At 69.4% G+C, this 18,232-nt stretch carries 20 protein-coding genes and 3 pseudogenes; 11 read left to right on the top strand and 12 right to left on the bottom strand.

What is annotated here, in order from left to right; all coding sequences use genetic code 11:
- Positions 1-8: 8 nt before the first annotated feature.
- A complete protein-coding gene (locus tag SROS_RS13170; protein ID WP_012889429.1) occupies positions 9-1,022 on the bottom strand; it encodes a LacI family DNA-binding transcriptional regulator in 1,014 nt (337 codons plus the stop codon).
- A gap of 32 nt (positions 1,023-1,054) precedes the next feature.
- Complete coding sequence (locus SROS_RS13175) at positions 1,055-2,053, bottom strand: acetylxylan esterase (RefSeq protein ID WP_012889430.1); 999 nt, start codon at positions 2,051-2,053, stop codon at positions 1,055-1,057.
- A gap of 938 nt (positions 2,054-2,991) precedes the next feature.
- Here SROS_RS13175 and SROS_RS13180 point away from each other — a divergent pair.
- The 4 genes from SROS_RS13180 to SROS_RS13195 are packed head-to-tail and all read left to right on the top strand — an operon-like array spanning position 2,992 to position 5,790.
- On the top strand, positions 2,992-3,342 hold the full coding sequence (locus SROS_RS13180) for an ArsR/SmtB family transcription factor (protein ID WP_012889432.1): 351 nt from the start codon (positions 2,992-2,994) through the stop codon (positions 3,340-3,342).
- Complete coding sequence (locus SROS_RS13185) at positions 3,342-3,800, top strand: SRPBCC family protein (protein ID WP_012889433.1); 459 nt, start codon at positions 3,342-3,344, stop codon at positions 3,798-3,800. The genes SROS_RS13180 and SROS_RS13185 overlap by 1 nt, the downstream gene beginning before the upstream one ends.
- A gap of 29 nt (positions 3,801-3,829) precedes the next feature.
- Positions 3,830-5,254, top strand: coding sequence for an MFS transporter (locus SROS_RS13190; RefSeq protein WP_148269068.1), 1,425 nt, complete (start codon positions 3,830-3,832; stop codon positions 5,252-5,254).
- A 17-nt stretch (positions 5,255-5,271) separates the two neighbouring features.
- On the top strand, positions 5,272-5,790 hold the full coding sequence (locus tag SROS_RS13195) for a pyridoxamine 5'-phosphate oxidase family protein (protein WP_012889435.1): 519 nt from the start codon (positions 5,272-5,274) through the stop codon (positions 5,788-5,790).
- A gap of 380 nt (positions 5,791-6,170) precedes the next feature.
- On the opposite strand, the pseudogene SROS_RS49505 reads toward SROS_RS13195, so the two are convergent.
- A pseudogene (locus SROS_RS49505) lies at positions 6,171-6,590 on the bottom strand (Tn3 family transposase); the annotation flags it as partial.
- On the opposite strand from SROS_RS49505, the pseudogene SROS_RS52860 reads away from it, so the two are divergent.
- Positions 6,588-6,869 (top strand): annotated as a pseudogene (locus tag SROS_RS52860) (Tn3 family transposase); the annotation flags it as partial. The pseudogenes SROS_RS49505 and SROS_RS52860 overlap by 3 nt on opposite strands.
- Before the next feature lie 79 nt (positions 6,870-6,948).
- Here the strand turns inward: SROS_RS52860 and SROS_RS52865 are convergent.
- Together SROS_RS52865 and SROS_RS13215 are read right to left on the bottom strand one after the other, a co-directional pair.
- Entirely contained in the window at positions 6,949-7,428 is a 480-nt protein-coding gene (locus SROS_RS52865; protein WP_043651950.1) for a hypothetical protein, read from the bottom strand.
- A gap of 112 nt (positions 7,429-7,540) precedes the next feature.
- Positions 7,541-8,143 carry a TetR/AcrR family transcriptional regulator C-terminal domain-containing protein gene (locus tag SROS_RS13215; protein WP_012889436.1) on the bottom strand — a complete coding sequence of 201 codons (603 nt, stop codon included), beginning with the start codon at positions 8,141-8,143 and terminating at the stop codon, positions 7,541-7,543.
- Between the two features lie 81 nt (positions 8,144-8,224).
- Here SROS_RS13215 and SROS_RS13220 point away from each other — a divergent pair, with 81 nt between their 5' ends.
- Complete coding sequence (locus SROS_RS13220) at positions 8,225-9,472, top strand: FAD-dependent monooxygenase (RefSeq protein ID WP_012889437.1); 1,248 nt, start codon at positions 8,225-8,227, stop codon at positions 9,470-9,472.
- Between the two features lie 9 nt (positions 9,473-9,481).
- On the opposite strand, the gene SROS_RS49510 is transcribed toward SROS_RS13220, so the two are convergent.
- Together SROS_RS49510 and SROS_RS13225 are read right to left on the bottom strand one after the other, a co-directional pair.
- On the bottom strand, positions 9,482-9,661 hold the full coding sequence (locus SROS_RS49510; protein WP_148269070.1) for a hypothetical protein: 180 nt from the start codon (positions 9,659-9,661) through the stop codon (positions 9,482-9,484).
- A 307-nt stretch (positions 9,662-9,968) separates the two neighbouring features.
- The gene (locus SROS_RS13225) at positions 9,969-10,745 is read right to left on the bottom strand and encodes an alpha/beta fold hydrolase (protein WP_012889439.1); all 777 of its coding nucleotides are present in this window, start codon (positions 10,743-10,745) and stop codon (positions 9,969-9,971) included.
- 57 nt (positions 10,746-10,802) lie between these two features.
- Here SROS_RS13225 and SROS_RS13230 point away from each other — a divergent pair, with 57 nt between their 5' ends.
- Complete coding sequence (locus SROS_RS13230; protein ID WP_012889440.1) at positions 10,803-11,276, top strand: MarR family winged helix-turn-helix transcriptional regulator; 474 nt, start codon at positions 10,803-10,805, stop codon at positions 11,274-11,276.
- On the opposite strand, the pseudogene SROS_RS54400 reads toward SROS_RS13230, so the two are convergent.
- Positions 11,235-11,447: pseudogene (locus tag SROS_RS54400) on the bottom strand (PEP-utilizing enzyme); the annotation flags it as partial. The gene SROS_RS13230 and the pseudogene SROS_RS54400 overlap by 42 nt on opposite strands.
- Positions 11,448-11,683: 236 nt before the next feature.
- Between SROS_RS54400 and SROS_RS13235 the strand changes: the two are divergent.
- Both SROS_RS13235 and SROS_RS13240 read left to right on the top strand, forming a co-directional pair.
- A complete protein-coding gene (locus SROS_RS13235) occupies positions 11,684-12,304 on the top strand; it encodes a TetR/AcrR family transcriptional regulator (protein WP_012889441.1) in 621 nt (206 codons plus the stop codon).
- Positions 12,305-12,314: 10 nt separating this feature from the next.
- Complete coding sequence (locus SROS_RS13240; RefSeq protein WP_012889442.1) at positions 12,315-13,328, top strand: glycoside hydrolase family 113 protein; 1,014 nt, start codon at positions 12,315-12,317, stop codon at positions 13,326-13,328.
- A gap of 96 nt (positions 13,329-13,424) precedes the next feature.
- Here the strand turns inward: SROS_RS13240 and SROS_RS52115 are convergent, their stop codons facing one another.
- Positions 13,425-14,015 carry an NUDIX domain-containing protein gene (locus SROS_RS52115; protein WP_012889443.1) on the bottom strand — a complete coding sequence of 197 codons (591 nt, stop codon included), beginning with the start codon at positions 14,013-14,015 and terminating at the stop codon, positions 13,425-13,427.
- Between the two features lie 102 nt (positions 14,016-14,117).
- On the opposite strand from SROS_RS52115, the gene SROS_RS13250 reads away from it, so the two are divergent.
- Positions 14,118-14,504, top strand: a complete 387-nt coding sequence (locus SROS_RS13250) for a hypothetical protein (protein ID WP_043651956.1) — start codon at positions 14,118-14,120, stop codon at positions 14,502-14,504.
- An 82-nt stretch (positions 14,505-14,586) separates the two neighbouring features.
- Here the strand turns inward: SROS_RS13250 and SROS_RS13255 are convergent, their stop codons facing one another.
- A complete protein-coding gene (locus SROS_RS13255) occupies positions 14,587-15,141 on the bottom strand; it encodes a DinB family protein (protein WP_012889444.1) in 555 nt (184 codons plus the stop codon).
- A gap of 146 nt (positions 15,142-15,287) precedes the next feature.
- On the opposite strand from SROS_RS13255, the gene SROS_RS54405 reads away from it, so the two are divergent.
- On the top strand, positions 15,288-15,407 hold the full coding sequence (locus SROS_RS54405) for an L-rhamnose mutarotase (RefSeq protein WP_245564627.1): 120 nt from the start codon (positions 15,288-15,290) through the stop codon (positions 15,405-15,407).
- 27 nt (positions 15,408-15,434) lie between these two features.
- Here SROS_RS54405 and mmuM read toward each other — a convergent pair whose 3' ends face one another.
- Entirely contained in the window at positions 15,435-16,298 is an 864-nt protein-coding gene (gene mmuM, locus SROS_RS13265; RefSeq protein WP_012889445.1) for a homocysteine S-methyltransferase, read from the bottom strand.
- 238 nt (positions 16,299-16,536) lie between these two features.
- A complete protein-coding gene (locus SROS_RS13270; RefSeq protein WP_012889446.1) occupies positions 16,537-18,168 on the bottom strand; it encodes a DUF885 domain-containing protein in 1,632 nt (543 codons plus the stop codon).
- Positions 18,169-18,232 lie beyond the last annotated feature (64 nt).

Raw genomic sequence — 18,232 nt, forward strand, 5'->3', positions numbered from 1 at the left:
GCCGGAGGTCAGCGGGTCGACTCCCGGACGACCAGCTCGGGCTGGAACATGATCTGCTGGTGGGCGTGGGACTCCGGATTGTCGCACTCGTCGAGCAGGAGCTCGGTGGCGACCCGGCCCAGCCGGTGGGTCGGCTGCCGGACCGAGCTGAGCGAGACCGCCGAGGCCGAGGCGAAGTCGATGTCGTCGTAGCCGATGAGCGCGACGTCCTCGGGCACCCGGACGCCCGCCTGGAGCAGCCCGCGCATCATGCCGAGGGCCAGCAGGTCGTTGGCGCAGAACACGGCGTCCGGCAGCCGCCCCTGGGAGATCATCTTCTCGGCCGCCTCCTGCCCCGCCCTGGCGTTCATCGCGTTCGTCACGATCTCCTCCAGCATCCGCCCGGGGTCGCGGCCCGCCGCCGCCAGAGCCCGTTCGGCCCCGAGCCGCCGGTCGAGGCACTGGCGGATGGTGAGGGGCCCGGTGACGTAGGCGATCCGCTCGGCCCCGCCGTTCAGCAGGTGGGAGACCGCCAGGGACCCGCCGGTGACGTCGTTGACCGCGACGGAGCACTGGTCGGGCCGCTCGGCCGGATGGTCCACCAGGACCACGTTGATGCCGCGCTCCCTGAGCTGGTCGAGCTTGGCGAGAGTCGTCCCCGCCGGGGTGATGAGCACTCCCCGGACCCGCTGCTCGGCGAAGACCAGCAGGTTGCGCTCCTCCTTGAACCGGTCGCCCGAGGAGTTGCCCAGGATCACCGCGTATCCGCGCTCGCTGGCCCCCTCCTCCACGCCCGCCGCCACGTCGGTGAAGAACGGGTTGCCGATGTCGATGACCGACAGGCCGATCGTGCGGCTGTGCCCGGCCCGCAGGCTGGAGGCCGAACCGTGCCGGACGAACCCGAGCTCGCGGATGACCTCCTCGACCCGGACGCGGGTGGACTCGGCGACCTTCTCCGGACGGTTGAGCACGTTCGACACCGTGCCGGGGGAGACACCGGCACGCGCCGCGACATCCTTGATGCTCACCGAATTCATGAGCATTGATTAAAACGTAACAAACCCCGGTGCGCCAGTTAGGGCACCAGCTCTCCGGCGGCGAGCGGCAGCCGGCCGGCCAGCAGCTCCCGTGCGGCCTTGAGATGCTCGGCCACCTGGGCGGACTCGCCGCCCTCATGGCCGTTGAAGCGCCACACGCGGATGTCCTTGGGGCCCGCGTAGTGGTTGTAGGCGGCGAAGACGGTGGAGGCCGGGGTCACGCCGTCGCGCAGGCCGACCGAGAAGAGGGCCGGGGTGGTGTTGCGGGCGGCGAAGTTCACGCCGTCGAAATGGTCGAGGGTGTCGAAGACCTGGTCGTCGCGGTGGCGGTTGCCCCTGAGGAACCGGCCGAGCTCGGCGTAGGGGTCCTCGTCGGTGATCTCGGCGGCGTGGCGGATGTGCGACATGAACGGCACGTCGATGAAGGCGAACAGCAGGTCCGGGACCAGGGCGCTGACGGCCATCGCGAGGGCGCCGCCCTGGCTGGCGCCCGAGACGGCGACGCGCGAGGGGTCCACCAGCGGGTGGGAGCGGGCGGCTTCGACGGCGCGGACGCCGTCGGTGTACAGGCGGCGGTAGTAGTAGCCGTCGGGGTCCAGCACGCCCTGGGTGAGCTTGCCGCTCACCTGCGGCCCGGTGCCGCCCACCGGGTCGGCGGTGTCACCCGCGCGCCCGCCGCCCTGTCCCCGGGAGTCCATCACGAAGACCGCCCACCCGGCCACCGGCCAGGTCAGCCAGTCGTGCGGCAGGCCCCGGCCGCCGTTGTAGCCGATGTACTGCACCACGCACGGCAGCGGGCCGTCGGCCGCGGCCGGCACCAGCAGCCAGCCCCGGATCTCGTGGCCGCCGAAGCCCGCGTAGCGGACGTCGAAACAGCGCACCAGCGCCAGGCCGGTCTCCACCTCGGTGAAGACGGGGTCCAGGTCGTGCCGCCGCGTCTCGGCCAGCGTCCTGTCCCAGAAGGCGTCGAACCCGGCGGGCTCCCGGCGCTCGGGCCGGTAGTCCCTGAGCTGTTCGAGGGGCATGTCGACGAACACGAAATCTCCCGATGGTGAAGCGTTCCTCAGCGAGAACCGGATGGATCGATGACATCCGGGCGGTCCGGCGGGCGCGGTGGCCGGTCGGCGCCCCGGCGCCATCGGTCATTGTGTCCACTTTTGGGGCTATCCGCCAGGGGTGCCCGGCGGGGCGGGCTTCCGTGGCGGAAGGTCCGGTTCTCCGGTTCTCCGGTTCTCCGGTTCTCCGCATGGCCGCATGGCCGCGTCTCCGGTTCTCCGCGTCTCCGCGTGGCCACATCTCCGCGTGGCCACGTCTCCGCGTCTCCGCGTCTCCGCGTCTCCGGTTCTCCGCGTCTCCGCGTGGCCGTACGCGGGTGTTGACAGTGGCGCGCGTCCCGACGGAGCTTCGCCGGCGTTTCATTGAAACGTTTTTAGGTGGAGTTGTGATGAAGCGGGTCTGCTTCCTGCTCAAGGGGGTCAGCCCACATAAGCCCAAAACCCGCATTGGGATGATCTTGAAGGGTTGAACGGCGAGGTTGCTGAAGCTGTGATCTTCTTTGCCTGTTGTGTGCGTGTTCGTCTCTCTACGGCGCGTCTCGTCCGTTGGCGGGGTGAGCCGGGAGGCGTGTGCGGTGACGTCGGTGGAGCGGACCGCCTACCGGGTCCGGTCGGCGCCGGTTCGCCGGCGAGCATCCACCCCCACGTTGTCGGCGAGATCCGGTAGATCCGCGCGGAGGACTTCGCGATGCCCGCGCCGGTGAGATACCGCTCGACCGCCGAGGTGTACGCGGCGGGAGGGGCGGACAGGGGCACCACCCGGGCGCGCGGCAGCCGGAGCGCGCCCCCGCTCCCGAGCTCGGTCGCCGGTTCGATCGGCACGCCTGCCGCGAGCCCGCCAGTAGATCGGACCGCCACGATCGGGTCATTGGTTAAGGAAGTACTTGACTATCAATGTGTGCCGACCCATAGTTAAGGACATGCCTAACTATGGCGAATCGCTGGACCGGGTGTTCCAGGCGCTGGCGGATGGAACGCGCCGGGCGATGGTGCAGCGCCTGATCCGCGGGCCGGTGTCGGTCAGCGAACTGGCCAGGCCACTGGAGATGTCGCTACCGGCGGTCATGCAGCACATCCAGGTGCTGGAAGCGTGCGGGCTGGTCAGATCCGAGAAGATCGGCCGCGTCCGCACCTGCCGCATCGAGCCGGACGTGCTGCGGACGGCCGAGGACTGGCTTGCCGAGCAGCGCACGTCCTGGGAACGGCGCCTGGACCGGCTCGGTGACTACCTGCTCGATGATCCCGGCACAGCGGAGCAAGGGAGCTTGTGATGATCGACCGTTCTGTCACGCACGCCACGTTCACCCTCGAACGCCTCTACCCGGTCACGGCGGCCCGGGTGTTCGCGGCATGGGCCGACCCGAAGGCGAAGGCCCGCTGGTTCTCCACCCCCGATGCGGACCATGAACTGGACTTCCGGGTCGGGGGCCGGGAGGTCAACCGCAGCCACCCGGACAGCGGCCTGTCGATGACGTTTGAGTCGTTGTATCGCGACATCGTCCCGGACGAGCGCATCGTCTACACCTCCATGTTGCACGTGGGAGACGACCTGGCGACGGTGTCGCTGACGACCGTGGCGTTCTGCCCGGCCGATGGGGGCACGCAGCTGGTCCTCACCGAGCAGGGCGCCTTCCTCGATGGCCGGGAGGAGCCCTCCTGGCGGAAGCACGGCACCGGCGACTGGCTTGACACGCTGGGCGTCGAGCTGGGTGCGGGAGGGTATGAGTGAGCCCGCGGGCGGCCGCCTCGAGGTGGCGGGTGCTGGTGTTGCTGGGCACGGCGTTCTTCATGACCATCCTGGACGGCACCAGCCTGCTCACCGCCCTGCCGGCCATCGAGCGGGAGTTTCGGGCGCACGGCACCGCCGTCCAGTGGGCGGTCACGGCCTACGCGCTGGCCTTTGCGGGCCTGCTGCTGTTGTGCGGCCGCGCCGCGGATCTGCTCGGCCGCCGCAGGGTCTTCCTGGCAGGAATGTCGCTGCGCGTGTTGGCCTCGTTGGGATGCGGGTTCGCCCCGACGGTCGAAGCCCTGGTCGCAGCCCGCGCTTTGCAGGGTGTGTCGGCCGCCATCATCGCCCCCGCAGCCTTGTCCATGGTGATGAACGCCTTCGCCGAAGGCAGCGAGCGGAACAGGGCACTGGGAATCTGGGGTGGGATCGGAGGGTTCGGTGCCACCGCCGGGCTGCTGCTGGGCGGCCTGATCACCGATACGCTCGGCTGGCAGTGGGTCTTCTGGATCAACGTCCCGGTCGGGGTGGTGGTGCTGGTCCTCGCGCCGGTGATGCTGATCGAGAGCCGGGACGAGGTGCGTGTCCGCTCCTTTGACCTGGCCGGGGCGCTGACGGTCACTTCGGCTCTCGTGCTGTTCGTCTACGCCATCACCGGCGTCCCTGACGTCGGATGGTCCAGCCACCGGATCCTCGGGCCGCTGGCGGGTGCGATGGCGCTGACCGGCTTGTTTGTCGTGATCGAACGGCGGTCCAAGGCGCCGCTGGTGCCATTCGGGGTCCTGCGGTCGCGTTCTCTGGTCGGCGGCGACCTCCTGCTTCTCGTCACGGGCATGGCGGTCGACGGCATGCTCATCGTCCTCACCGCCCACGCGCAGTCGGTGCTCGGCTGGTCGCCCGTGCGGTTCGGCCTCACGGCCGGGGTGATGACCGTGGCGGCCGTCGTCGGCGCTCTGGTCTGCCAGCGGGTTGTGACCAGGATCGGCGTGCGTCCGGTAGCGACCGTCGGCACTGCCCTGCTCGGTGGAGCCTGCCTGCTGCTCACCAGGGTGGTGTCCGAGCACAGCTCGCCGGAACTGCTGACTTTTGCCCTGTTGGTCTTCGGGGCGGGCATGGGCACCGCCACCGTCTGTGCCCAGATCGCGGCGTTCACCGGTGTCGCCGAACGGCACTCCGGTCTGGCCGCCGGACTCGCCGATACCTGCTTCGCGGTTGGCACCGCCCTCGGCGTAGCCATCGCCGGCAGCGTTGTCGCCGCGCATGCACCCACGTCTGGGATAGCCGCGCCGCAGACGCTGGTTCCCGGTCATCAGGCCGCGTTCGGCGTGGTCGGCCTCGTCGCGGCACTGGGCCTGGTCATCGCTCTGGCCATGCTCGGCAAGCGATCGGCGCCGGTCACCAAAGAGACCGCGGCGCCTCCCGTTGACCGGATCGTGACCGACCGCATTCCCACCTGACCCATTGAGGAGCTTCCATGTCCGACTGTGACCCGGTCGCCGAGATCGGCCCCTTCAGCGACTCCGGCGCCGACGTGATCCCCTGGCCGATCGCACTGCGTGAGCTGGAGCAGGCGCGACTGTTCTGGCTGTCCACCGTCCGCCCCGACGGCCGACCCCACGTGACACCGTTGCTGGCCGTCTGGACCGGCGGCGCCCTGTACTTCGCTACCGGCGACCAAGAGCGCAAGGCGCGTAACCTCCGCACCAACGACCACTGCGTCATGACGACCGGCACGAACGTCCTCGACGGTATCGACATCACCATCGAGGGACGTGCCGAGTTGGTGTGCGACCCGGCTGAACGCAGCACCACCGCCGACGCCTACGAGAGCAAGTACGGCGACCTCCTGACCAGCTCGGACGGCACCTGGTATGGCCTCGGTGATGCCATCCGCTCCGGCAAGGTTCTGCTGTACCGCATCGATCCGGAGGTCGGATTCGCTTTCGGCAAGGGCGAGACGTACAGCCAGATCCGCTACCGCTTCCAGCGCTGACCGTTGATTCCGCGGCCACGTGTCAGGCGGCCGAGCACCGGCCACCGTCGCAGAATGAGGATGTCGGGCTCGCTCTCGCGCATCCGGCACGACGTGCACAGACCGCTCCGGCGGACCTGGCGGTTGGTCCAGAAGGCGGGTTCGACCCCGGACGGGTGGGCCTCTCGGTCATCGTCCGGCAGGCGCCACCACGCGGGCGAGGTCAGCACGGTGGCCCAGGCACGGGCCCGGGGCAGCCACATGTCGGGGTCGCGCCGTGCGAGACGCCGGCGCAGCCCGCGCGCAGTGCCGTACAGGCGCAGGCTCATACGTTCTCCACGGTGGATCGCGTGGTCTGGCCGGCGGGGGCCCGGGGCCCGGTACGGAGGTCGCGGCGAGGTTGAGGCGATCTCCCCGCCCTTGCCGTACGCGATCACGGAGTTCGCGCCGTTAGAGGACTCCATCACGTTCAGGCCCTCCTCGATCTCCCGCAGCCGCAGGTAGCGGGCCACGAAGATAGTCTTCTGGGCGCGGCCGACCTCCAGCATCGCCGCGTAGGTGGGATGGGAGGCGTTGCGGGTGAAGCGCCGCAAGATCGCCTCGGTGGACGCGGTACGGGTCCGGATCGCGGTGGCGTACTTGATCATCTGGTCGTACTGCTGGGCGATGAGTTCCCAGCGGATCGGACGGGTCAGCGCCGGGGTCAGCTGTGGGTAGGCGTCCGGCTCGCCGGCCACCGGCCGGTACAGCTTCACCTTGTTGATCCGCTTGATACGCGGCAGCAGGTCGAAGTTCAGCAGCCTCGTGATGCCAAACCCAACCCGCAGGAAGGCCGTCACGCACTGGCCTGGCGAATCTTCCACGGCAAACGCGGCCACCTCCACCAGCGCTACTCCGAAGGCATGGGAGACCAGCTCGGCGCGCTCGGCCTGGTCCTCAACGCCGTGGTGCTGTTCAACACCCGCTACATGGACGCCGCCCTGACCAAGCTGCGCGTCCAGGGCTTCACCGTCCGCGATGAAGACGTGGCCCGCCTTTCGCCCTTCATCCACGCCCACGTGCACATGCTGGGCCGCTACTCCTTCGCCCTGCCCGACCTGCCGGGGGTTTGCGACCGTTGGGTGAATCCGCCGACACCCATGCTGACCAGGGTGTCGGCGGCTGAGGTACCGGGGCCCATCAGTGGGCCCCACACCCAGTCAGAACGGCGTCTCGGCGGCAGCGGGCACTCCTCCCGATCACCGGCCGGCGACGGTCGGCACCCAGTAGACGGTCTCCAGCACGAAGTCCTCCCGCGCCTGGCCGCGGCGGCGGATCGCCCGAGGCGCGGCACCGGCACGGCACGGTGACCAGAGTGCGCGCGGTCTCGTTCAGGTGGGCGACCGTCCCCGAATCCAGGCAGTAGCGGCAGGCCAGGGCGGCGGCGACGGCGGGCTCGGGCCGGATGCGGTGTTCCCAGGCCGGGGGACGCGGCGGAAGCTCGCCCTCGCCGCGTTCAGCGGGCTCGTGGTCGCCGCCGACCTGGCCCAGGCCGCCGCAGAAGGTGCAGGTGATGCGCAGCCGGCCCAGGCGCCGGCTGCCGTCGCCGTCGCATTCGGGGCAGGTGATCGGATCGGTCATCTGCGCCCGGTCCCGGCGCACGCGGTACAGGCCACCCACACGCTCTGCTTTTCGCTGGTGCCGTTGCGATCGACCCATTCGCCGGCGGCACCCAGACAGGGCCCTCCGCTCCCGAACGTGTCCCCAGCCTCAAAGTGTGTGCCAGAGTCTGTCAGTTGATCCGGTCGGGATCGGGAAGGGTCCTGGTCGATTCCTGAGCGTGCTCGGCGCGATGGGCCAGGCCATCGAGGATGAGGGCCAGTCCGGCCTCGAAAGCCGCTTGGTGGTCGATCGTCGGGATGTTAGCCGGGCGGGCCGTACTGAGGTCGGTGTCGGCTTGTTCTTCCAGGACACTGCCGACGGTGAAGCGGCTGGCGGCCAGCATTGCCATCTGGGCGTCCTTCTCGGGCAGGCCGGAGGCGGTCAGGAAGGCCATCTTGCGGGCGATCCGGTCGAGGTCGGCCGGGCCGGGACCGGATCCGGAGTGCAGGCGTGCGCCGTCACGGCGCATCAGCAGGGTGCGCCGGAAGCTGCGCGTGTTGTCCAGGAACCATTCCCGCCAGTCCTGGCCGGGGGCCGGTAGCGGTGCTGTGGCGTGCGGCGCCATGGCGGTCTCGGCCATGGCGCTGAGGAGTTCCTTCTTATTCCGGAAGTGCCAGTAGAGCGATGGCTGCTCCACGTCCAGGCGTCTGGCCAACTGCCTGGTGCTGATGGCGTCCAGGCCGACCTCGTCGAGGAGGTCCAGCGCCTGGGCGATGACGGTCTCTCGATTCACTTTCACCACCTTTGACAAACTATCACCGATAGAGTTCCCTGGTGAATGAACCTATCAGTGATAGATAAGGAGGTCGATGACATGGCTCTCGCATCGGGAACCCGCTCCTTGAAGATCCTCATCTGCGGCGGCGGGATCGCCGGGCAGGCGCTGGCCTACTGGCTTGCCCGTGGCGGTCACCGGGTGAAGGTCGTCGAGCGCTTCCCGGCGCTGCGGGCCACAGGCGCCCAGGTCGACCTGCGCGGCCAGGGCATCGAGGCGATCGAGCGCATGGGACTCATGGGCGCCGTCCGGAGCAAACTCGTGAACGAGGCGGGCGTCGCGTTCGTGAACGCCGCCGGCAGGGCCAGGGCGACGATCATGGCCAACACCTCCGGGCAGGGCCGCCAGACCCTGACGTCGGAGTACGAGATCATGCGCGGTGACCTGGTGCGCATTCTCAACGACGCGACGAAGGACAACGTGGAGTACGTCTTCGGCAAGAGCGTGGACGGCTTCGATCAGGATGAACACCAGGTCGTCGCGTACTTTTCCGACAGATCATCGGAGGAATTCGATCTCCTGGTCGGCGCGGACGGGCAGGGATCGCGACTGCGGCGGGCGATCCTCTCTGAGGGATTCGACCCGTATTGGCGGGTCGGCATCCACATGGCCTACTGGTTCGTCTCGCGCATCGCTTCCGACGGCAACATCCGGGACACCTACATGGTCCCGGGCGGGCGCCAGATCATGCGCCGCAGCCACAATCCGAGCGAGACGCAGGTCTACTTCGTGATGAGGGAAGACTCCGAGGAGGCTTCAGCGATTCACCGCGAGCCCATCGAGCGCCAGCAGGAGTTCTGGGCCGGCAGGTTCGCCGGCGCCGGATGGCAGACCGAGCGCTTCATCGACGGCATGAAGACCAGCCCGTTCTTCTACTCCCAAGAGATCGTCCAGGTCCGCATCGACACCTGGTCCAAGGGCCGCGTGGTCCTGGTCGGTGACGCCGCCCACTGCGCCTCCCCCTATAGCGGCATGGGCGTCTCCGGCGGCCTGGTAGGCGCCTACGTCCTGGCCGGAGAGATCAACCAGCACCCCGATGACCTGCCGACGGCGCTGGCGAACTATGACACGATGCTGCGACCCTTCGCCGAGGAGATCCAAGGCCAAGTCAACCCGCGCCTCCTACGGTTGGGCATGCCCATGACCCAGCGCGCGATCGACGCCTTCCTCACCGTCACCGGGCTGGCCACCGCGCTACACATCCCCGACCTTGTGGCGCGTTTCTCCAAAGAGGACCGCGGTGGAGACTGGCGGCTCCCGGACTACCCACAACTCCAAGCCGCCTAGCCGCCCGCGTCAGGTCGGTGCCTGGCGCACGGGGTCCCCGTAGTACTCGCGGAAAATCGGGCGGATATGGAGGGCAGACCAAGTACCTGTTTCGTAGAGCATTCGCCACAGGACCCGTTCGCGCAGGCCGTACCGGCCGTCGGTGAACAGCTTGTCCAGCCGGGTGCGCGGGATGGGGGGTGTCGTCAAGGGTCGTGTCACCAGGGTCAACACGATCGCGTCTACCTGGTGACACGACCCTTGACGACACCCCAGGCCGCGAGCACCCGCAGCGCCCGCCCGAAGCTGCGTGCCACCTTCAGGGTTGCGGAACCTGTGGACAGTGGTTATCGCTGAGATTGATCTTGGTTATGCGTCACGAAGCGGTGAGCGTGCGGGCCGGCTGCGCTCGCGGCGGCGGCGGCGGGCGGCGCGGCCAAGGTGCTCAGCCTGCTCGTGAACAGAGGCTGGGGGCAGACCAAGCTGAGAGTGCGGGCGGTGGCCACCGCCCGTGGGGTCACAGGGTGCGCAGGAAGCCTTCGAGGATCTCGTTGAAGACGTCCGGGCGCTCCATGTTGGGGTAGTGGGCGGTCCCGTCGACCGGGATCGCTCGGCCGTTGGCGACGGTGCGGGCGAGGCGTTCGGCCATGCCGATGTGGTCGGGCGAGTCGGCGGAGCCGTTGACCGCCAGCAGGGGGACATCGATCTTGGCGACGCGCTCCCAGGTGTCGCGTACCTGGAGGAGCAGGTTGGGTTCGCCGGCGGTGTGCTTGGACATGGTGTCCCTGGTCATCCGGCGCAGGTGGGCGACGACCCCCGGGTCGAGATCGTCGAGGGTGCGGTACGGGCCCGCGGCGAAGAGCGTGAACGCCTCGACCGAGGCGTCCAGGTCGCCGACGGCCATCGCCGAGTGCCACGCGGTCATGGTCTGGATGGTCCAGGGGTCGGTGAAGTACGGCTCGCTGGTCCCGGCGCCGCTGACGACCACGGCGCTGACCAGTTCCGGGTGCTCAAGCGCTGTGTCGACCGCGACGCTTGCCCCCATGGAGATCCCCACCAGGATCGCGGGGCCGGTGCCGAGGTGACGCAGCAGGGCGGCGAGGTCGTCGGTGGGCCGGAACGGCTCGGTGGCGTTGGCGGACCGGCCGTGACCACGGGCATCGGGTGTGATGACGCGGTACCGGGAGGCGAGGAAGGGAATCTGGTCCTCCCACATGCCGTGGTCCAGGAAGCCGCCGTGCAGCAGGACGAGGGGCCGGCCGGTGCCGGTGTCGAGCCAGAACAGGTCATTCATGACAACCAGGGTGTCATTATCGACCAAAGATGACAACCCAGGTGTCATCATGGTGAGGTGACCGAAAAAGACCACAACCCGGCGCCCAATGAGCCGGCCGACCGGCTCGCCGAGGTATTCGACCTGGTGGGGCCGTTGTACCGGCGCGCCCAGCGCAAGGTGGAGCAGGACGCGCCCATCGAGGGGTTGTCCGTCGGCGTACGGGCTGTGCTCAACATGCTCTGCGAGCACGGGCCCATGACCGTCCCCCAGATGGGCCGGGCCCAGGCGCTGAGTCGCCAGTTCGTGCAGCGCATGATCAACGACGCCGCCGCGCGGAACCTGGTTGAGTTCGTCCCCAACCCGGCGCACAAGAGGTCCTCGCTCATCCGGCTGACCGAGGAGGGCCGGGCCGCCATCATCGCCGTGATCGACCGCGAGCGCGCGGTGCTACGCCAAGCCGGCGGCGATCTGAGCGACACCGAGATCGCCGCCTGCATCCGGGTGCTCTCACACCTCCTCCGGTTCCTCGACCACGTCGACGTGGACTAAAGCCTGTATGGGGTGCGGCCGGAATGCGGCAGAAACGCACCGCGCCGCCTCATCCCCGCCGTCCACGACGATCCGCTGCCCGTCGCGCAGCCGCTCGGTCGCCGCGCCGGTGCCGAGGACGGCCGGGATGCCGTACTCGTGGGCCAGGACAGGGCTGTGGCTGAGCGGGCCGCCGACGTCGCAAGCGCCGACGCCGGGCGCATACGCCGTGCGGTGTGTTTCTGGCGTACTCCGGCCGTACCCGCACTACTACAGCAAATCAAGATCGTTATCAGCGCTAATGGCCGCACCGCCGGACCAGCTCCGGCGGCAAGCAGTTCACAAGAAGCAGCGCAGGAGAGGGAGCGCGCGACTGGCCGGCGGCGCGGCTCGTTGTGAAATCAGGCCGATCGGCCTAACATAAGTCCATGCAGTCTGAGAGTAGGCCGATCGGCCGAAAACGAAATCCCATCATCGAAGAGGCCCGCCGGAGACAGATCATCGACGCCGCCATCGAGACGGTGGCGAGCATCGGTTACGCGCAAGCATCGCTGTCCCGGATCGCGCAGCACGCTCAGATCAGCAAGAGCGTGATCTCCTACCACTTCGCCGGTAAGGATGAGCTGCTGGAACAGGTGGTCAAGCAGATCTACGACGACACGTGGGCGTTCATCGAGGCGCGACTCGAAACCGAGACGACCGCAGCAGGCAGGCTCCGGGCCTATATTCAGTCCAACCTCGACTACCTGCGGTCGCACCGCTCTCGTGTGCTGGCGGTGGGAGACATCGTCGGCAGCCACCGCGCAGCCGACGGCACGCCGCGCTTCGCGACGACCACCGACGAATCGGTCATCACGCTGCTGACCGACATCCTGCGCCAGGGCCTGGATGACGGCGAGTTTCGGGACTTCGATCCCCAGGTGGTCGCCGTGACCGTCGGCCAGGCACTCATCGGGGCGCTCAGCCGGTGGGCGGTGGACCCCACCGTCGATCTCACCGCCTATGCCATCGAGCTGATCACCCTTTTCGACCGTGCCACCCGGAAGTAGGGACATTCTCATGGGCCTGACCCACAAAGGCGTCAACTACGACGTCGGTACGGACTATCTTCCCGATGGCGTCCTGTCCCGGGGAGTGTGGCGGCCCGATCTGATGCGGCAGGAGATCCGGGCCATCCGTGACCAACTGCACGCCAATTCCGTCGGTATCTACGGCACCGACCTCGACCGGCTCGTTCAGACCGCAACGGTCGCGCTGGAGAGCGGGCTGCACGTATGGCTGCAACCCCGGCTGATCGACGCCGGTCCGCAGGAGATGCTGGACCATTTGGCGCGAACGGCCGAAGCCGCCGAACTCCTCAGGAAGGAGTATGAGGCGATCGACCTCAACGTGGGCTGTGAGCTCACCGTCTTCTCCGCGGGCATCATGCCCGGCGCCTCCCACGAGGACAGAAGCGCCAAGCTGGCCTCCCCGCTGTACTGGCCGCTGTTCCCATGGTTCAACAGGAAGCTGAACCGTCTCCTGGGTAGGGCCGCCGCAGTCGCCAGGTCCGCTTTCGGGGGCCGTATCACCTACGGCTCGGGATTGTGGGAGGGGGTGGACTGGACACCGTTCGATGTCGTGGGCCTGGACTACTACCGCATGCCGTACAACCGTTCCCGATACGTCAAGAACCTGCGCAGCTTCCACCGGTACGGCAAGCCTGTGGTCATCGTCGAGTTCGGCTGCGGCGGCTACGACGGCGCCGCAGAGAAGGGCCCCTCCAGCCACGCGATCATCGATCGCAGCGGGTCCACGCCGGTCATCAACGGCTCGTGGGTCAGGAACGAGCGAGTCCAGGCCGATGAGATCGCCGAACTGATCGGGATCTACGAGGAGGAGAACGTGCAGGGCGCGTACGTGTTCGAGTTCATCGAGCCACACCACCCACACTCCGCCGATCCCCGGCACGATCTCGACATGGCGGGCTACGGCCTCGTCAAAGTCATCCAGGACGACACGGCGGGATCGTATCGCTGGGAACCGAAAGCAGCCTTCCACGAAGTGGCCCGGCTCTACGGTGGTCAGGCCTGACCGCCCGCCGCCCGGGTGGCGGCGGCGCCGATCCTTTGTTCAGGCCTCCGCTCGGGTCGGTGTCACCAGCCGCAAAGTAACGCTGAGTAGTTGCGGTTACGTTGTGTGATTCGGGGTGCCGGTAACGCCCATGCCACCAGCCCTGAACGGGCGATCTTTGCCGAGATTCCCAGCCGCGGCGCCGTGGCCGGCTTCCTGCGGCTGATGGCCGAGCGGTTCGCCCGCAAGCGCCTGCACGTGCTGGCCTACGTGGAGGGCAAGGACACCTCCGGCACGCTTCCAACTGGCGAGCGGGTTGAGGCAGCGGCCTGTGGCGGAGCTGGTCACGAATGGCTCGGCGATCAAGGCCTCGTGCACCCCGAACCAGACAGGGCTGATCCCGTCCTGGCACAGGAACTTGAACAAAAAGCGGACCGGGACGCCCGCGCCCAGTTCCTCGACCAGTTCGCGGGCCGCCGCGTCCTCATACGATTCGCCTACAGCCACGGCGCCGCCGACCATCACGTCATGGTGGCCGGGAAAGCGAACATGCCCCTCGGCTCGGCGCAGCACGAGGATCTGCCCCATCGGATCGCGGCAGATCGTCGTCGCGATCCGATGCATCCACTGCCGACGCACCGCCCCTGCGCGCTCCACGACTTCCAGCACGCGGTCCTGTTCATCCACCCGCTCGATCAGCTCACCCATGCAGCACACGGTCGCGGGCGCCACTGACAACCCGGCTTGGGATCACCCCACTACGTCGAGCGGCTGCGATGGCGCTCACCGCTTGATCATGTCCGCGGGGCGATGTGTCATCCGATCGACGCCTCGCTGGTGACGGCAGCGTGGAAACGGCCGGTCTTCGCCAACCCCGACCTGCCGGAGGGGGCGGTGGATCGTGACGCCTATGTGGTGTGCGTGTTGGAGGGGCTGTTTCGGGCGCTGCAGGTGCGGGATGTGTTCGCCGCGCCGTCGCCGCGCTGGGCCGACCCACGCGCCCATCTGCTGGACGGCCCGGCGTGGGAGGCGATCAGCGAGGACGGGCTCGCCTCGCTCTCGCTGACCGACCCGATCGAGGCGCACCTGGACACCAAGTTGCTGGCGCTGGATGCGGCGTGGAGGCAGATGGCCGGCCGCCTGGCGGAGGCCGGTGACGATGCCCTGGTCCGGATCGTCACCCCGGCCGATGAGTAGACCGGGAGGAAGGAGACAGCCGCCGACCCCGGCCGTTGTCCGGCGGCACACGGCCGCCGGACAAGGTCGCCCACCGCCGAAATCAGACGCCTTCGCGCAGGTACAGGTCGCGCAGCAGGCCGATCTCGCCGCCGTGATGTGTGACCTCTTTCAGAGCGTGCAGCGCGAGCTTCAGATAGGTCTCATCGGCCCAACCGCCGGGGCCCATGCCTATCGGCGCCAACAGGCGCTTGTCGCCGAGGGCTGCGATCCGGGAGATGAAGTGCTCCCAGTCCTCGGCGAGCGCCTGGATGCCCTCTTTGGCGGTGCCCGGCCACACATCGCGGTCGCCGTAGTCGGGAACGTCGTCGAAGAGGTAGATCACGTAGCCTCGCAGGCAGAGGTTGCCGATGTGCCAGATGCGCCAGGCGATCGTCGTGACGGGGTCCGGCGCCTCCGGACTCGATTCCGGAAAGAGCGTGGCGACGCGGAAGAGGCCGTCGTCGCCGGGGCGGATGCCGATGCAGTCGCCGACCGGCTCCCAGTGGTACTCGGCGTCGGTCAGGCCCTCCAGGCGCCCGAACAGCTGGTAGCGCACGTTTTCGAAGGCCGCGAGAATGTCCCGCGTGACGGGGTCGGGCACGATCATGTCAGCCATGTCAACTCCAGGGCTCGGTGGTTTCGGGTCGGTTGGCTCGACGCCCTGCGGGCCAGCGGCTGGCGCGACTACTCGCTGTCCGTACGGGACGACGGGCTCCTCGTCGGCTACCTGGAGACCGAGGACTTCGAGGCCGCCCTGGCGGGATGGCCGCGACCGGGGTCAACGCGCGGTGGCAGGCGGAGATGGCGCCGTTCTTCGAGGGCCTGGACGGCCGCCCGGACGAGGGCATGGCGACGCTCGCCGAGGTGTTCCACCTCGACTGATCAGCGGTCCCGGGCGGCCGGGGTCGCTCAGCCGGCCTTAAGGTGCTCGCCGATCTGGCGGATGTGCTCGGGGGTGGTACGGCAGCAGCCGCCGACGAAGGCGGAGCCTGCGGCGTGCCACCCGGCCGCCGCCGCGCCGAACTCGGCCGGATCGGCCAGCCCGAGCCAGCGGCGGTTCGCGGCGTCCCAGGTCTCGCCGGAGTTCGGATAGACCATCACCGGCTTGCCCTCGATCCGGCCGATGAGGCTGGTGATGTGGCGCGGAGCCGTGCAGTTGACGCCGACGGCGATCACCTGCGGGTTGCCGGCGAACAGGGCGGCGGCGTCCTTGAGCGGGGTGCCGTCGCTGATGTGCTCGCCGTCGCGGCAGGAGAAGCTCACCCACGCCCGGGTCCCGGGGGTCTCGGCGAGCAGCCGGCCCAGCGCCCTGGCCTCGGCGTAGGACGGGATGGTCTCGCAGGCCAGCAGGTCGGCCCCGCTGCCGGCCAGGATGTGCCAGCGGTCCCGGTGCCAGTCGGCCAGGCCGTCCTCGTCGAGGTCGTAGTCGCCGGTGTACTCGGCGCCGTTGGCCAGGTAGGCCCCGTACGGCCCGACGCTCGCGGCCACCGTGCCCGTGCCGTGGGAGTCCCGGGCCTCCGCGGCCAGGCGCACCGACAGCACGATCAGCTCCTCGGCCTCGCGCGCGCTCAGGCCCCGCCGCACGAACGCCGGGATGCTCGCCTGGTAACTCGCCGTGGTCGCCACCTCGGCCCCGGCGGTGAAGTAGTCGAGATGCGCCTGCCTGATCACCGAAGGGTTCTCCAGCAGGAGTTTCGCCGACCAGAGCTCGTCCCGCAGGTCGGCGCCGAGCGCCTCCAGATGGGTGGCCAGTCCGCCGTCCAGAATTACCATTTCGCTACTTTATGTCATTGTTCGCCGTATCGGCCCCGGCCAAGGGCGGCGGCGGACCCGCGGTGGGCTCGGCCGCGGGGCCCGTCGCGACACCGGTCGCGGGACCGGCTGTGAGGTCGGCTGCGGGGCCCGTCGCGACACCGGTCGCGGGACCCCACGGTGAGCTCGGCCGGCCCGTCGTGACGCCGGTCGCGGGACCCGCCGTGGCGGGTCCCGCGATCCGTCCGGGCCGCGCCGGTCAGCCGATCCGGCGCAGGGCCTCGGCCAGGCCGGACAGGCCCACCGGGCCGAGCTCCAGGGCCGCGGTGTGCCAGCGCCGCAGGTCGAAGGCCGCGCCCAGGCGCTGCCGGGCCTCCTCGCGGGCGGCCAGCCAGGCGCGCTCGCCCAGCTTGTAGGAGGGGGCCTGGCCCGGCCAGCCGAAGTAGCGGACCACCTCGGCGTGGACCCGGTGCGGCTCGCAGCGGCCCTGGTCGCGCAGCACCTCGCACGCCTTGTCGAAGGTCCACTTCGAGCCGTCGGGCAGCGGCAGGTCCAGGTGGACGCCGATGTCGATGACCACCCGGGCGGCCCGCAGCGCCGACGCGCCGAGCATGCCCAGCCGGGTGCCCGGCTCGGTGAACCAGCCCAGCTCGTCGGCCAGCCGCTCGGCGTACAGCGCCCAGCCCTCGCCGTGCCCGCTCACCCAGGAGTTCCTGCCGAAGCGCGACAGGCTGTCCCCGGCCACGCGGGTGGCCCCGAGCTGGAGGTGGTGGCCGGGCACGCCCTCGTGGAAGACGGTGGTCAGCTCGTTCCAGGTCTCGAACCGCCCCCGGTCGCCGCCCACCGGCCACCACGTGCGGCCCGGCCGCGACAGGTCCTCACTCGGCGAGGTGTAGTAGGCCGCGCCCGAGGTCGAGCCCAGGGCCAGCGTGACGTCCACCCGGCGCAGCGGCTCGGCGATGTCGAAGTGGGTGCCGTGCAACTGCTCGACCGCCTGGTCGTGACGCTCCTGCAGCCAGCCCCGGTAGGCGTCCACGCTGTCGACGTACTGCGTCTCGTTGAGGATCGCGGTCGCCTCCTCCACCGAGGCGCCCGGCCGTACCCGCTGCGCCTCGGCGGCCAGCTCGGCCCCGATGCGGCCCAGCTCGGCCCAGCCCCACTGGTAGGCGTCCACCAGGTCGATGTCGGCGCCCAGGTTGAGCCGGGCGCCCACCGCGTAGCGCTCGGCGCCGACCGCGTCCTCCTGGGCCGCCCGGGGGGCGTACTCCTCCCGCAGGTAGCGGGTGGCCTCGGCGTATCCGGCGTGCGCCGCCTCGGCGCCCCGCTCCAACTCGGACCGGAGCGGGCCGTCGCCGTAGCTCGTCACGAGAGCCCGGTGGGTGCCGTCGCTCGCGAAGAGAGCGGTCTGCACGGCCAGTTCCAGCGCCTGGCGGCGGGCCGCCGGCATGCCCTGGGCGAGACCGGCCTCCAGGCTCGCCCGCCAGCCGTCCAGCATCTCCGGAACGGCGGCCAGCCGGGCCGCCACGTCCCGCCACTCGTCGTCGGTGCCGTGCGGCAGCAGGTCCACGCTGTCGCGCAGGTCGGTGATCAGCCCGAACGGCGCCTGCACCGCGCGGAACGGCTCGCCGATCTCGTGCCAGGCGAGCTCGGCCTCAAGGCGCTCCCGCAGGTGCGCGGCGGCCCGCACGTCCGCCTCCCCCCGCGGCGGCAGGGAGGCGAGCCTGCCCAGCGTGTCGCTGATCAGGGCGGCCCGGGCGGCGATGCCGTCCGGGCCGTAGTCGGTGGCCGGGGCGAATTCGACGTCGATGCCGATCATCCCGGCGCCGACCGGGTCGAGTGCCGCCGAACGGGTGACATATTCATCGCAAAGGGCGAAGATCGGGCTGGTCATTCCGGCACTTTAGCCGACCTGACCTGGGGAGTCACCCCATGATCGACACGGTTTGACCCCCCCG

Source organism: Streptosporangium roseum DSM 43021 (genome assembly GCF_000024865.1).
GTDB lineage: Bacteria > Actinomycetota > Actinomycetes > Streptosporangiales > Streptosporangiaceae > Streptosporangium > Streptosporangium roseum.